This is a genomic window from Burkholderia sp. BCC1638, assembly GCF_902833195.1.
Taxonomy (GTDB): domain Bacteria; phylum Pseudomonadota; class Gammaproteobacteria; order Burkholderiales; family Burkholderiaceae; genus Burkholderia; species Burkholderia diffusa.
In genome coordinates this window covers 1-14,248 of the sequence record NZ_CADFEC010000055.1, presented here as the reverse complement: position 1 = coordinate 14,248, position 14,248 = coordinate 1, and the positions used below count along the sequence as shown (strand labels likewise).

Sequence of the window (14,248 nt, the reverse complement as noted above, 5' to 3'; positions counted from 1 at the left end):
CGGTGTCGGTCAACTCGCGCGTGTCGGGCCAACAACAGGCTCTTTTGCATTGGAAACGCGCCGAAAGCGCTACGCAAGAGCCAGTGCAGACCCTCGTCCAGGCTCCTGTTCCATTGGAAAGCGCTGTTGGCAGCGCGTATGACCATGCATGACAGTCTGGCGGCCGGCGCTCCGCTAGACTGGCGGATTGCTCGCGCGGCCGCGTGCCGCGCGCTACACTGCGTCCATTCAACCTCCCATCCCGCCGACGATGACGTCTCCTGTCCTGAACGGCCTGCGCATCGGTATCACGATCGGTCTGCGCGCCCCCGACGAAAGCCTGTGGATCAACGGCATCAAGCAGAACGCGCTGTTTCTCGCGAAGCTGCTGATGGCATCGCCGCATGGTTACCGCGTGACACTGGTCAACACGACCGACGTGCCGCTGACCGACGCGCTGCCGTGGGATCGCACCGTGTACGACACGCGCGCGTTCGCGGACATGAAGGACGCGCTCGACGTGGTGATCGAGCTCGGCGGGCAGATCGACGCCGCGCAGACGGCCTACCTGAAGGCGCGCGGCGCGAAGATCGTCAGCTACTGCTGCGGCGTCGAGTACATCAACGCGATGGAATCGATGCTGTTCGGCCGCCGGCTGTGGGATTCGCTGTTCATCAACCGCGGCTACGACGAGGTGTGGGCGATTCCGCAGATCGCGCCGTCGTCGCTGCCGTTCCTGCAGTCGCTGCGCCGCTGCCCGGGGCGCGTCGTGCCGTTCGTGTGGGATCCGATGTTCCTCGACGCGCGAGCGGCATCGTTGCCCGGGCACGGCGAGTACCGCCCGCGCAGCGAGCCGGGCAAGCGCCTCACGGTGATGGAGCCGAACCACAACGTCGTGAAGTTCTGCGTGTACCCGATGCTGATCATCGACGAAGCGTATCGCCGCGACCCCGATGCGATCTGCTTCGCGCACGTGACGAACGCCGACCGTCTCGCACACGACAGCCCCGAGTTCGTGATGCTGATGAACTACCTGGACATCGTGCGCGCCGGCAAGGCGAGCTTCGTCGGTCGCTTCGACACCCCGCTGTTCCTGGCCGACCTGACCGACATCGTGGTGTCGCATCAATGGTCGAACCCGCTCAACTACTTCTATTTCGACGTGTGCTGGCAGGGCTATCCGCTCGTGCACAACGCGAGCCTCGCACCCGATCTCGGCTACTACTACCCGGACAACGACGTGCAGAAGGGCGCGGAGGCGCTGCTGCACGCGCTGCACACGCACGACGACGACTGGGAAGGGTACACGCGGCGCCAGCGCGAGATCCTCGGCCGCTATACGTCGGCGAACCCCGCGCTCGTCGCCGAATACGACGTGCTGCTCGCGAACCTGATCGGCGCGGCGGCGGCGTGAGGTTGCGCGTGCCGCAAGCCGTCGTCCGGATCGTCTCCGGTTAATGTCTGAAGAAATAGTGCCCATTAAAAAAGAAACCGTCGAACCGGGGAAGATTCGACGGTTTTGAAGGCACGAATCTGACGGCTCCGAGGGAAGTCCGTCAGAAATTATTTTAGAGGTTAACAAGTCGAAAAGATTGTTAAAGATCTTTCAATCGACGGCGGTCATATAATTCGGGCGGATATTATCGCCTCTGACTTGTATGATTAATATTCGGTCATTATCAATATCGTTTGAAACAACGGAATTCAATTCTGCGGAGACCGAATGTACCCTGTCGAGTCATCGGCGGCACAATGTACGGGCGGCTGTAGCGAAATCCGCCGTCGCGCCCGGGTAGTTTTCGCTGGCGGTTATTTGTCATACAAAAATATCGAACGTCCGATTTTTGAAACGAGTCACGCGGTAAATCGATTCGCCGAGTGATGTTCGATTGGATCAAAATAAACGATATCGATTGGCGCTTTGCAGATGATTTTGTGTAATCTGCCGCACTGTTGTCGACGTGCCCGCGTGGTGTATTTCCTGTATTTGAATATCGTTGACAATATCGGGTTTGACGGCGCGCTGAAATAAAAAGTACGCTCCCGGAAAAGATCAAAACAAGAGGATGGGCCGGGTAGGCGGTGGCGCGTGTCGTGGTCGGCTCGCGCCATATGTATCGAGAGCGCGGGCCGTCATCGGCGGTCCGACATTTGCCGGAGCGCCGGATGAATGCGGTCGAACCTCGCCTGGAGGCGAACAGCGTTGCGAATCGGGACGAGATCGATCTCGTGTTCGGCGCGCATGACGATCACCCCGACCTTGCGTCGGTACGCAGTTTCGTCGAAAGCCGGCTCGGATTCGCGCGCGAGCCGGTTTGCCGCGCCGACCTGTCGGGCGGCGTGCTGTATCACGAATGCCTCGCGCGGCTGCGCTGGGGATCACGCGATGCATTGCCGCCGCTCGCGTTCCTGCCGCGCCTCGAATCGCTCGGGCTGATGCGCTGGTTCGACCGCCTCGTGGTGGGCCGGACGATCGACGCGCTGCGCGCCGATCCGAACGCCGTGTACGGCTGCAACGTGGCGGCGATGAGTGCGGTGGTGGACGACGCGTGGCTGGCCATTTTCAGGCGGCTCGAGCGCGAACCGTCGGTCGCGGCGCGGCTGGTCGTCGAGATTACCGAGACGGGGCCGCTGAATCCCCTCGCGGGCCGGTCGTTCGTGAACCGGTTTCGCCAGGCCGGGTGCCGCGTCGCGATCGACGACTTCGGCGTCGGCTTCAGCGCGCTGAACAACCTGGTGGTCGGCAACCCCGATATCGTGAAGCTCGACAGGTCCGTCCTGTCGCTGATCAAGCGCAACGCGATCGGGCGCTACCAGTTTCGCCGGCTGATCGCGTTCGCGCATGAAAGCGCGCGGCACGTCGTTGTCGAAGGCGTGGAGAACGAGATCGACCGGCAGATCATCCTGGATTCCGGCGTCGCCTGGGCGCAGGGCATCCGCTTTACATGGCGGTCGCCGGCCGCCGCATGACGCCGCGGCGCGGGCGCGGCGCGCCGGCATCGGGCAACGAAGGATTGCAAAGGGGCGTGGGTATGGCGGCGACGAAGAAGGCCGGGCACGGAACGGGCACGCAGGCGGTCGATGCGCGCGAACTCGTCGCGATCGCCGAACTGGCCGACATGCTGTGGCAGTTCGGCGCCGAATCGACTGATGCGCCGCTCGACGTCGCACCGTATCTCGATGGCCTGAAGGCCGTTGCGCATCGTATTCGCCGGATGAAGCCGCTCGACGCCGACGGCCGCGAACTCGCGGCGCGGCACTACTATGCCGGCGTGTTTGCGGGCGCCTGCGGCGACGATTCGGCGATTGCGCGCGGCGTATCCGGCAGCCTCGCGCGGCACGCCGGCCAGGTCAGCCGTGCCGCGCTCCGCTGTTTCGCGGGGCTGGCGCGGATCGGCCGCCGGCACGGCCGCCTGTTCGCCACGCACGGCGGCGACCGGGTGCCGCCCTGGCGCCCGCTCGCGCACCGCGCCTGACGTTCGCCGATCGCGCGCGTGCGGCGCCCGGCAAGCGCCCCGTCAGTCTTTTCCGAATCCGCCGAGCACGAGCGCCAGCGCGCGATCGACCGCATCGTCCCATTGACCCGGATGAGCGGCGCGCACGATCCGGATGCCCGGATACAGCGCGGTACGCGAGCCGGTTTCCCAGCGCGCATCGGCTTTCGGGCTCAGCAGCAGGACCGCCGGCACGCCCAACGCGCCGGCCAGATGGATGTGCGCGGTGCAGGTGGTGACCACGGCGTCCATCGCGAGCATCAGCGCGGCCAGATCGCTGAAATCGCCGATCGCGTGATGCGGGAACGTGACAGGCAGATCCGACGGCTCGGACTGCGCGGCGATGTCGCGGTTGATGCAATACGCGGCGTGGCCATGCAATTGCGCGAGCGGCGCGAGGTCGCGCAGGCTGGCCGCGCGCAGGAAGCGTGCATCGCTTTCGTCGCGGCCGCGCCAGTTGAGGCCGATGCGGCGCGTGCCCGGTGCGCTGCCGTCGCGCGCGACGCGTTCGCGCCAGGCGGCCGCCCGTTCGGGCGGGCACGACAGGTACGCGGCCGGCGCGCCGGCCGGTGCCGGCGCATAGCCGAACTGCGCGGCCAGCACGAGGAACGAACACCAGTAGTCGTGGGCGAGCTGCGACGTGTCGGCCCATGCGCCGTGCGCGCCGACGAATTCGATGCGCGGGAACGTGTGGCGCATCAGGCCGGCCAGCGCGGCGGGGACGATGACCGTCACCGCCGCGCAGCCGAGCGCGTCGAGCGCATGCAGGTAGCGTGCGTACTGGAGCTGGTCGCCGACACCGCCGTAACTGATCACGAGCAGCCGCTTGCCGTGCAGCGGCTGGCCGTCGTAGTGCCGTTCCATCGGGAGCCCGAACTGCGCGGCGGTCAGCACGTTCTCGCTGGCGAGGGTCGCGCGCGCGGCTTCGTCGCGCCGGCCGGCACGCAGCAGCAGCGCCGAGCGCGCGAGTTCGACACGGCCACGCAGCGCGTCGGGCAGCGTGGCCGGATCGCCGATGCGTTCGAGTGCCGCGAGCCCGGCGTCGGGCGCGCCGGCGAAGCCGTAGCACGACGCGAGCTGGAATGCGATCGCATCGTCGTCGAGGCCTCGGCCGCGCGCGCGCAGCCAGCGGCCGATCGCGTGGCCCCATTCGCAGCGCGCCTCGTGTTCGAGCGCGCGGTTCCAGTGCACTTCGGGCGGGTCGGTCTCGGAGGCTTCGCCCGCATGCGCGTCGTCATGTGCGCGAGCGGATGCGCCGCCGACCGGCTCGCCCGAGATGAACAGGCGCTGCCGGTCCCAGCGCGGGTTCGGCACGCACAGCAGATTCGGCCCGTCGAGCCGGTAGAACGTGTAATCGAGGCCGGCGAACGTATCGATGACGCGTGCGTCATCCGCGTCCCGATATGCGATCCAGCACCACGGCAGATGCGTTTCGATCGACTGGCGTGCACCGCGCAGCGCGTCGATTTCCATTCCATCGATGTCGAGCTTCAGGAAATCGACGCGCGGCAGGCCGAGCGAATCGAGCCTGACCGTCTGGGCGGGCGTGCCGTCGGCGGCGGGCGCGTCGACATGTGCGGGCGGTTCGGCATCGGCGGGCCGTCCGTCGTCGACGTCGGGCACCGTCATCGTACCGTTGCGGCTCGCGAGCCCCATGTTCCGCAGATGAAGGTTGTCGAGCTGATTGAGCGCGACGGTGCCGCCGAGCGCATGGAACAGCATGCGCCGCGGCTCGAACGCATGGACGTGACCGCCGCGTTCGCGCAAGCGCTGCGCGATCGGCACGCAGACGAGTCCCGCATTCGCCCCGCCGTCCACCGCGATCGCGCCGTCGGGCAACTGGTCGATCACCTGCATGATTGCGTCGAGCTCGCCCTGGTTGTGCGGCCGGCCGGTCTTGATCAGCGCGTCGGCCTGCCGCGTGCTGTGCCGGTCGATGACGAACGGGCCGTGGATCGAATCGACCACGACGAAGTTGCGGGCGGTGTGCTTCATGAACGGATGGCGGACGGATGCGCTCAGCCGAGCGCGCGCCCGGCGAACAAGCGCTGGATCTGCTCGGAATACGCGCGAACGTTGTGGTCGGCGAGCGTGTCGACCTGCTGCAGACAGCGGCGAGCCGCCGCGGCGTAATCGTCGAGCCGCGCGTCGTGCGTTTGCGCGGCGGTCGCGATCGCGCGCGCCGCGTCGAAGATCTCGAAGTCCGGGTAGTAATAGCCGACGTCGCGCAGGAACGGCGAGTTGTGCACGAGCGGGTAGTTGCCGTACAGCGCGTCGTACAGCAGGTAGTTCAGGCCGTTTTCCCAGTGGTGCGACACGACGATGTCGGTGTGATGCGCGGCCCACGCGACGAACGGCGCGCGCACGTCGGCCGTCGCCTTGCCGTCGCGCACCATCTCGAGCCCGAGCGCGAGATGCTTGAAGGCGACGTTTTCCTTCTTGTCGAACGTGTTGGTCATGTACACGTGCTCGACGAGTTCCGGGTGCTCGACGTAGCACGCGTTCGCGGCCAGCATCGGCACGATCGAACTCTTCACGACGTTCAGGTTTGGTTCGAAGAACGCGATGCGCTTGGCCGGGCCGTGATTGCGATAGCCGAAGCGCGCTTTCAGTTCGGGATCGGCGTCGAGGCTGCGCTCGATGAAGTACGGCGACCAGATGTGCGGCAGTTCGATCACCGGCGCGCGATACACGGCCTGGAAGTAGGCCGCGCACGTGTGCATGTGCTGCGGGTTGGTCCAGATCTCGTCGAATTGCACGCGGTTCGGGTTCGGCCGCCAGTTGTTCTTCTCGAAATTGATCGTCTCGACCGCGATCACGTAGTCGTTGCCGAAGCGGTACGACACGCACTTGCCGCCGCGCTGGCGCACCGCGTCCGTGTGCGACGGATCGATGAACGCGTTCATCTCGATCAGCAGGTCGGTCTGGTGGACGATCGACGACAGCGGCCGCAGCGCGTCGCCGAACGCGTCCATCATCAGCGCCTGCGGGTAGTCGGTGATGCCGTCGTCGTGCGCGAGCCACACTTCGCCGATCAGCGGCGAGCGTTTAAGCAGCATGTACAGGTACACGCAATGCTGGTTCGCGCCGTTGTACCAGATCGACTGCGTCGCGTCGCGCTGAACGTTCATCGTAATCGCGACATTGATTTTCATCGGCGGCTCCGGGTGGACGGTTCGCGGTTCAAGGCGTGTCGTTCTGCGACTGGCGCGGCACGTAGCCGGTCAGGTGCCAGCGGCCGTCGTCGTCGAGGCGAAAGCTCAGCTTTTCGTACACGGTCGTTCCGGTCGTGAGTGTCGTCGCATAGTCGACATTCGCATAAAGCCCGTCGGGCGTCGACGATGAATTCGTGTAGCGAATTCGCGTGATCTGCGCCCAGCCGCGATGACTGACCATGCCGACCGACTGGCGCGCTCGCTGCATGTCCAGAGCGAACTGGTCCTGCTTGATGCGCGCCTTCACGAACGCGGCGGAGTCGTTCCACACCATGCCGTACTGGCCGGCGTCGAGTTGTTTGAAGACCGCATCGGCATCGCGCAGCAGCGCGTCGGCCGATTCGCCGCCGGCTTGCGCGTGCGCACCGATCGCGATCGACGCGATGGCGCAGCCGATCAGCCATTTGGTTCGGGCGAGGGGCGGGTGTGCGTTCATGTTGAGGCCCGGAGCAGGCGGCGCGTCATGCGTCGCGATAGAGCGATGCGATCGCGTCGGAATATGCGGCGACGTTGTCGGGGTTGTAGATGCTGACCGAGTCGAGCACGTGCTTCGATTGCTCGCGGTACGCGTCGAGGTTCGCATCGTGCTCGGCGAACGCCTGCAACAGCGCGCGGCCGCCGGCCTGGCAATCGAAGTCCGGATAGAAATACCCGGCCTTGCCGAGGAACGGCGAGTTGTGGATCAACGGATAGTCACCGTACAGCAGTTCGTAGTACAGGTAGTTCTGCGCGTTTTCCCACGTGTGCGACACCACCGCGTCGCCGTAGGCGGCCATGAACTCGTACACCGCATAGCGGCTTTCGAACGTCGTGATCCCGTGGTTGACGATGTCGAGGCTCTTCGCGAAGTGAACGAAGGTCGCATGGTCCTTCAGGTGCAGCGTATTGCACACGCGCACGAACTCGAGGAACTTCGGATTCGCGCGGTACGCCTCTTCCGTGACCAGCATCGGGATGATGCTCGTCTTCACCATGCAAATGTTCGGCTCGAACATCGTCACGCGCCAGCGCGGCTTGCCGGGCTGATAGCCGAACGACAAACCGGCGCCGAGCGTTGCACGCGCCTTGTCGAACAGCATCGGATGCCAGATGTGCGGGACGATCGTCACCGGCGCGCGCAGGCCCGTCTGGTAGTAGTGCAGGCACGAGCGCTCGAACTCCGGAATCGTCCACACCGCGTCGTACGGCGCGCCCGAGAACAGGAAGCCCGACGGCTTGTCGAACATCGCCCGCTCGATGTCGATCACGTAGTCGTTGCCGACCCGCATCGTGACGACCTTGCCGCCGCGGTCGCGGAACGCGCGCAGGTAGTCGGCGCCGAACTGCGCGCTCATTTCGATCAGCACGTCGCAGCGCTCGAGCGCTTCGTCCATCGACAGGAGCGGCACGTCCCATTCGCCGAGCATCATCTGCGGATCGGCGACTTGTTCGCCGCCGTTCACCATCACGGCTTCCGCAACGAGCGGCGACTGGCGCAGCAGCAGGATCAGCAGCAGGCAGTTCTGGAAGATGCCGTTTTCCCACAGCGACTGGCCGGCGCCGCGTACGAACAACGACACGCCGACGACGAGACGCTTGCCCTCGCCGGGCGCTTGACGGGCTTTGGAGTCCGACATGCGTATGCTCCGGTTCAGGCGACCAGGCGCGCGACGAACGCGTCCAGGTTCGCGGGGTTGTCGATCGAGACCGACTGCAGCAGCCGGCCGGCTTTCGCACGATAGTCGTCGAGCCGCTCGTCATGATGCAGCCATGCATCGCGCAGCGCCTGGCCACCGCCGGCGGAATCGAAATCCGGGTAGTAGTAGCCGGCGTCGCCGAGCAGCGTCGAGTTGTGGATCAGCGGATAGCCGCCATACAGCACGTCGTAGTACAGATAGTTCTGCGCGTTTTCCCAGTGGTGGGACACGACGGCGTCCGCGTGGCGCGCCATGAAGCCCGGCAGGTCGATGCGCGGCTCGAACGTCGCCTTTTGCTGGCGCACGAGGTCGAGGCTGTTCGCGAAATGCACGAACGTCGGATGCGCCTTCATCTGCATCGAGTTGACGACGAACAGATGCTGCACCGCGTCCGGTTGTGCGCGGTAGAACTCGTCGCACGCAAGCATCGGGTAGTGGCAGGACTTCACGACCGAGATGTTCGGCTCGAGCGTGGCGAGATTCCAGGGACGGCGGCCCGGCCGATAGCCGAACGTCAGGCCTTCGCTCGCCAGCGCGGCGATGCGGCGATTGAGGAAGTACGGCGACCAGATGTGCGGCATCAGGTGTACCGGCGCGCGCAGCAGGGTTTGCAGCATCGGCGCGCCGGTCTTCGCGTATTGCGGCAGCAGCCACGCCTCGTCGAACGGCGCACCGTTGTAAACGTGTCCCGACGGCTTGCCGAAGATCGGCGTTTCGCACAGGCCGGCGTATACATGTCCGCAAAAGAACGCGGCAATTTTCTTGCCGAGCGCCTTCATGTGCCTGAGCCATTCGACCGGCAGTTGCGCGCCCATCTCGATCACGACGTCGAGTTCGTGCGTGACGTCGGAAGGCTTCACGAGCGGCACGTCGAGGCCGTCGAGGTCGAGGCCGGTCGGCAGTGCGTTGGCGTCGCCGCCGTTCAGGAAATAGACGGGGCCGACGCGATCGGAGCGCTTGAGCATCATCGCGAGGAACGCGATGTTCTGGTGAATCCCGTTTTCCCAGATCGCCTGGCCGTCCCGCGCAAACAGCGAGATGCCGACGGCCGGCCGTTGCTTGCGGGTGCCGCCCGAGGCGGCTTGATTGATGTCCGTCACCGGTTGGTTTCCTCTGCGGCGTCGTGCGTTCGGCCGTGGCCGCGAAACGGCGCGCCGTGGATTGTCGTGGTCGCGTTCGCGCCGGCACGCACTGGAATGTGCGTCGAGCGGCGCGGATCGCGAGGCGGCCGCAGGATTCCGGAGTGTCGTCGGGCGGGTCTGGCACGGCGCGCGACGCGGTCGGAACGCTCCGGCAGCTGTCTGCGGCGATTGTGGCACGGAAGGCGCCGCTTTGTGGAGGGGGCTGACGAACTTTGACATAGCCGCCGGCACGGGAGCCGGGGCCCCGGCGAAGCGTGGGCGACGGGCTCGGCAGGGTGCCGGCGGGGCAACCGCGCCCTGCCGGCGAGGGCCGTCGCGCGCAGGCGCGGGGGCGCCCGGGCCGCGACGGCCGGCTGCTCAACGCTGCAGCGAGATCTCGACGCGGCGGTTGCTCGCGCGGCCTTCGGCCGTCGCGTTGGACGCGACCGGATCGGCGCTGCCGCGGCCCGTGACTGACACGGACTGCGCTTTCAGCCCGTGCGCCTTCAGGTAGCTTGCGACGGTTTCCGCGCGGCGCTTCGACAGCGCGAGATTGGCGGCGTTGCTGCCGACCGAATCCGTATGGCCGGTGACCGTCACCTGCGTGTACGTGCGGTCTTCGCGTTCGCTCAGCAGCTTGTCGAGCGATGCGCGCGCGGCCGGCGTGAGCGTGGCCAGGCCCGTCGCGAACAGCGCGTCGCCCGCGAGGTTCACATGTTCGACCGCCGCGGGCGCGGGGGCCGGCGCCGGCTCGGCGGCCGACGCTGCCGCGGCCGGCGCGGCACCGCACTGGAATACGAGCGTCGCGGGATCCGAGCCGTCGCGCAGCGCGCGGGCCGAGTCGACGGTGCGCACCGGCTGGTCGCCGCAGATCTTGCGGGCGGCCTTCATGCAGGTCTGCGGGCCCGACAGCAGGCCGTGGCAATCCACCTGGAAGGTGCGCACGCCGTCGCGCGGCTGCAGTTCGGATGCGCTGAAGGTCGGGCCGGATGCGGTCGAGCACGCGGCGAGGGCCGTTGCGGAAAGTGCGAGCGCAAGAGCGAGTTTGTTCACGATTACGTCCTCAATGCTTGGGTTGACTGAAGCCCGCCACGCGTTGCGCGGCGGGCTCGTCCTGCCGTCGGGGCCGCCCGCTGCCGTCCGGCTCGTGAGCCGGCGGCACGGCGGCGCGCCGGGTTACTTCCACTGGTACAGCATGCCGGCGCCGATCACTTTCTGACCGCCGCTGAAGCCGCCGTTGATCGACGCCTTCAGGTTCTCCGTGATGCGCGCCTGCATGTTGACCGCCATCGCCTTCTGACCCAGGAACGATGCGGTGCCGACACCCATCCCGAAGTTGGCGTCGCGATCGAGCTGCGGGATCGACGCCATCGCGCCGACGGCCGCGATACCCTGCTTCGCCATCTGGTCGGTCTGCTGCAGTTGCGAACCCAGCGAGTTGATCTGCGCCTGCTGGCCCGACAGTGCCGTCGACAGCGTCGTCTGCACCTGCGTCAGCTGGTTCACGTTCACCGCGTCCGTGCCTTGCGTACCCGGCGCGACGTTCGTGATCTGGCGCTGCTGCGTGTCGCTACCGACCGACACCACGTTCGAACGGCCGCCGTCGTTCGAATTCGCGCCGATCGCCACCGAGTTCGAGCCGGCGGTGACCGTCGGCCGGTCGGAGCCGGTGCCGGTCATGTCGGCCGCGACGGCGGTGCTGTTCAACGTGCGCGTCGTGTTGTTGTTGATCGTGTTCGACAACTGGTTCACCTGATCGCCGAGGTTCGTCACGCCGGTCGACAGCGAGGCCACCGTGCTGTTCGTCGTGCTCAGGCCGGTCGACAGCGAGCCGATGCCGGTCGACGTCGACGTGGACAGCGACGTGAGGTTGCTGTTCGTCGAGCTGAGGCCCGTCGACAGCGAGCTGATCGCCGTCGAGGTCGACGTGGACAGCGACGTGAGGTTGCTGTTGGTCGAGCTCAGACCCGTAGACAGCGAACCGATGCCGGTCGACAGCGACGAGATGTTCGACGCGGTCGACGTCGACAGGCTGTTGACCGCCTGGTTCGTCGCGTTGAGCTGGCTGCCGTTGATCGCGTCCGTGCTGGTGGCCGAGACCTGGCCTGCCGCGACGTTCGTGATCTGGCGTTCCGCACCGGGGGCGCCGACGCTGAAGACGCCCACCGGCGAGGTGCCGTAGACCGGGTACGTGATGCCGCCGACCGTGACGCTCGACACGCCGACGGCGTTGCCCGTGGTCGAGTTCGCGCCCATCGCGATCGAGTTCGCGACATTGGCCTGTGCGTTCGTACCGAAGGCGAGTGCATCCGCGGCGGTGGCCGACGCACCCGAGCCGTAGGCCTGGGCGCCGGTCGCACTCGCGACCGCCTTGTTGCCGAGCGCGATCGTGTTGTCCGCGGTGGCCTGGTTCGAGCTGCCGAGGGCGAGCGCGCTGTTGCCGGTTGCCGTGTTCGCGTTGCCGAGCGCCACCGCGCCGGTGCCGGTCGCCGTGTCGTTCGCGCCCATCGCCACCGCGCCGGTGCCCGTTGCGATGCTCGGGTCGCCGATCGCGACCGCGCCGTCGCCGCTCGCCGTGTTGCCGGAGCCGATCGACACCGCCTTGCCGCCGGTGGCCGATGCGTTCTGGCCGATGGCGACCGCGCCGGTCGACTGTGCGTTCGAGCCGTCGCCGACCGCGACGCTGCTGGCGCCCGCCGCGCTGGCGTTCACGCCGGCTGCCAGCGAGTTGACGCCCGTCGCGCCGTTGTTGGCGTAGTTGCCTTGCTGCGTGCCGTTGTCGTTGACGCTGTAGTAGTGCGTCTTCGCGGCTTCGATCGCGGTCGACGTCGAGGTGGACAGCGACGTGATCGAGCTGGTTGCCGAGCTGAGGCCGGTCGAAGTCGAGGTCGACAGCGACAGCACCGTGCTGTTGGTCGAGCTCAGGCTGGTCGACAGCGAGCTGAGGCCGGTCGAGGTCGAAGTCGACAGTGACGTGACCGTGCTGTCGGTCGAGCTCAGGCCGGTGGACAGCGAGCTGATGCCGGTCGAAGTCGACGTGGACAGCGACGTGATCGTGCTGTTGGTCGAGCTGAGGCCGGTGGACAGCGAGCTGATGCCGGTCGAGGCCGAGGTGGACAACGACGTGATCGTGCTGTTGGTCGAGCTGAGGCCCGTGGACAGCGAGTTGATGCCGGTCGAGGTCGACGTCGAGAGCGAGCTGATCGAGCTATTGGCCGACGAGAGGCCGGTCGAAGTCGAGGTGGACAGCGAGCTGATCGAGCTATTCGCCGACGAGAGGCCCGTCGACGTGGAGGTCGACAGCGAAGCGACCGAGCTGTCGGTCGAGCTGAGGCCCGTGGACAAGGAGCTGATGCCGGTCGAGGTCGACGTGGACAACGAGCTGATCGAGCTGGTTGCCGACGACAGACCCGTCGACGTGGAGGTCGACAGCGAAGCCACTGTGCTATCGGTCGAGCTGAGGCCCGTGGACAACGAGTTGATACCGGTCGAGGTCGACGTGGACAGCGAGCTGATCGAGCTGGTTGCTGACGACAGGCCCGTCGACGTGGAGGTCGACAGCGAAGCAACCGAGCTGTCGGTCGAGCTGAGGCCCGTGGACAGCGAGTTGATACCGGTCGAGGTCGACGTGGACAGCGAGCTGATCGAGCTGGTTGCCGAGGACAGGCCGGTCGACGTGGAGGTCGAGAGCGAAGCCACCGTGCTATCGGTCGAGCTGAGGCCCGTGGACAGCGAGTTGATGCCGGTCGAAGTCGAGGTGGACAGGGAGCTGATCGAGCTGGTTGCCGACGAGAGACCGGTCGACGTGGAAGTCGAGAGCGAGGCGACCGAGCTGTTGGTCGAGCTGAGGCCGGTCGACAGCGAATTGATGCCCGTCGAAGTCGAGGTGGACAGCGAGCTGATCGAGCTGGTTGCCGACGAGAGACCGGTCGACGTGGAAGTCGAGAGCGAAGCCACCGAGCTGTTGGTCGAGCTGAGGCCCGTGGACAGCGAGTTGATACCCGTCGAGGTCGACGTGGACAGCGAGCTGATCGAGCTGGTTGCCGAGGAGAGGCCGGTCGACGTGGAGGTCGACAGCGAAGCGACCGAGCTATTGGTCGAGCTCAAGCCCGTGGACAGCGAGTTGATGCCGGTCGAGGTCGAGGTCGAGAGTGAGCTGATCGAGCTGTTCGCCGACGACAGACCCGTCGACGTGGAGGTCGACAGCGAAGCGACCGAGCTATTGGTCGAGCTGAGGCCGGTCGACAGCGAGTTGATACCCGTCGAGGTCGAAGTCGAGAGCGAAGCAATCGAGCTATTCGCCGACGACAGACCCGTCGACGTGGAAGTCGACAGCGAGGCGACCGAGCTATTGGTCGAGCTCAAGCCGGTCGACAGCGAGTTGATGCCCGTCGAAGTCGACGTGGACAGCGAAGCAATCGAGCTATTCGCCGACGAGAGACCGGTCGACGTGGAAGTCGAGAGCGACGCCACCGAGCTGTTGGTCGAGCTGAGGCCGGTCGACAGCGAATTGATGCCGGTCGAGGTCGACGTGGACAGCGAAGCGATCGAGCTGTTCGCCGACGACAGACCCGTCGACGTGGAGGTCGAGAGCGAGGCGACCGAGCTATTGGTCGAGCTGAGGCCCGTGGACAACGAGTTGATGCCGGTCGAGGTCGACGTCGAGAGCGAGCTGATCGAGCTAGTTGCAGACGACAGACCGGTCGACGTGGAAGTCGACAGCGAAGCGACCGAGCTATTGGTCGAGCTGAGGCCGGTCGACA

At 66.3% G+C, this 14,248-nt stretch carries 10 protein-coding genes; 3 read left to right on the top strand and 7 right to left on the bottom strand.

Features of this window, described 5'->3' with window-relative positions; translation table 11 throughout:
- The first annotated feature begins 250 nt into the window (after positions 1 to 250).
- From HWX22_RS30730 to HWX22_RS30720, 3 genes are all read left to right on the top strand, one after another.
- Positions 251 to 1,393: a DUF2827 domain-containing protein gene (locus HWX22_RS30730; RefSeq protein WP_175916957.1), complete on the top strand. Its 1,143-nt coding sequence runs from the start codon at positions 251 to 253 to the stop codon at positions 1,391 to 1,393.
- A gap of 752 nt (positions 1,394 to 2,145) precedes the next feature.
- The gene (locus tag HWX22_RS30725; protein ID WP_175916956.1) at positions 2,146 to 2,949 is read left to right on the top strand and encodes an EAL domain-containing protein; all 804 of its coding nucleotides are present in this window, start codon (positions 2,146 to 2,148) and stop codon (positions 2,947 to 2,949) included.
- A 62-nt stretch (positions 2,950 to 3,011) separates the two neighbouring features.
- Positions 3,012 to 3,455, top strand: a complete 444-nt coding sequence (locus tag HWX22_RS30720; protein WP_175912567.1) for a hypothetical protein — start codon at positions 3,012 to 3,014, stop codon at positions 3,453 to 3,455.
- A 42-nt stretch (positions 3,456 to 3,497) separates the two neighbouring features.
- On the opposite strand, the gene HWX22_RS30715 is transcribed toward HWX22_RS30720, so the two are convergent.
- From HWX22_RS30715 to HWX22_RS30685, 7 genes are all read right to left on the bottom strand, one after another.
- Entirely contained in the window at positions 3,498 to 5,468 is a 1,971-nt protein-coding gene (locus HWX22_RS30715) for an FkbM family methyltransferase (protein WP_175916955.1), read from the bottom strand.
- A 23-nt stretch (positions 5,469 to 5,491) separates the two neighbouring features.
- Complete coding sequence (locus HWX22_RS30710) at positions 5,492 to 6,628, bottom strand: DUF2827 family protein (RefSeq protein ID WP_059532471.1); 1,137 nt, start codon at positions 6,626 to 6,628, stop codon at positions 5,492 to 5,494.
- A 28-nt stretch (positions 6,629 to 6,656) separates the two neighbouring features.
- Positions 6,657 to 7,124, bottom strand: coding sequence for a DUF4019 domain-containing protein (locus HWX22_RS30705; RefSeq protein WP_175916954.1), 468 nt, complete (start codon positions 7,122 to 7,124; stop codon positions 6,657 to 6,659).
- Between the two features lie 25 nt (positions 7,125 to 7,149).
- Entirely contained in the window at positions 7,150 to 8,304 is a 1,155-nt protein-coding gene (locus tag HWX22_RS30700; protein ID WP_175916953.1) for a DUF2827 domain-containing protein, read from the bottom strand.
- A gap of 14 nt (positions 8,305 to 8,318) precedes the next feature.
- On the bottom strand, positions 8,319 to 9,464 hold the full coding sequence (locus HWX22_RS30695; protein WP_175916952.1) for a DUF2827 domain-containing protein: 1,146 nt from the start codon (positions 9,462 to 9,464) through the stop codon (positions 8,319 to 8,321).
- Positions 9,465 to 9,863: 399 nt separating this feature from the next.
- Entirely contained in the window at positions 9,864 to 10,538 is a 675-nt protein-coding gene (locus HWX22_RS30690; RefSeq protein WP_059697639.1) for an OmpA family protein, read from the bottom strand.
- Positions 10,539 to 10,661: 123 nt separating this feature from the next.
- Positions 10,662 to 14,248 (bottom strand): YadA-like family protein (locus tag HWX22_RS30685; protein WP_175916951.1); only part of this gene is annotated, 3,587 nt, incomplete at its 5' end.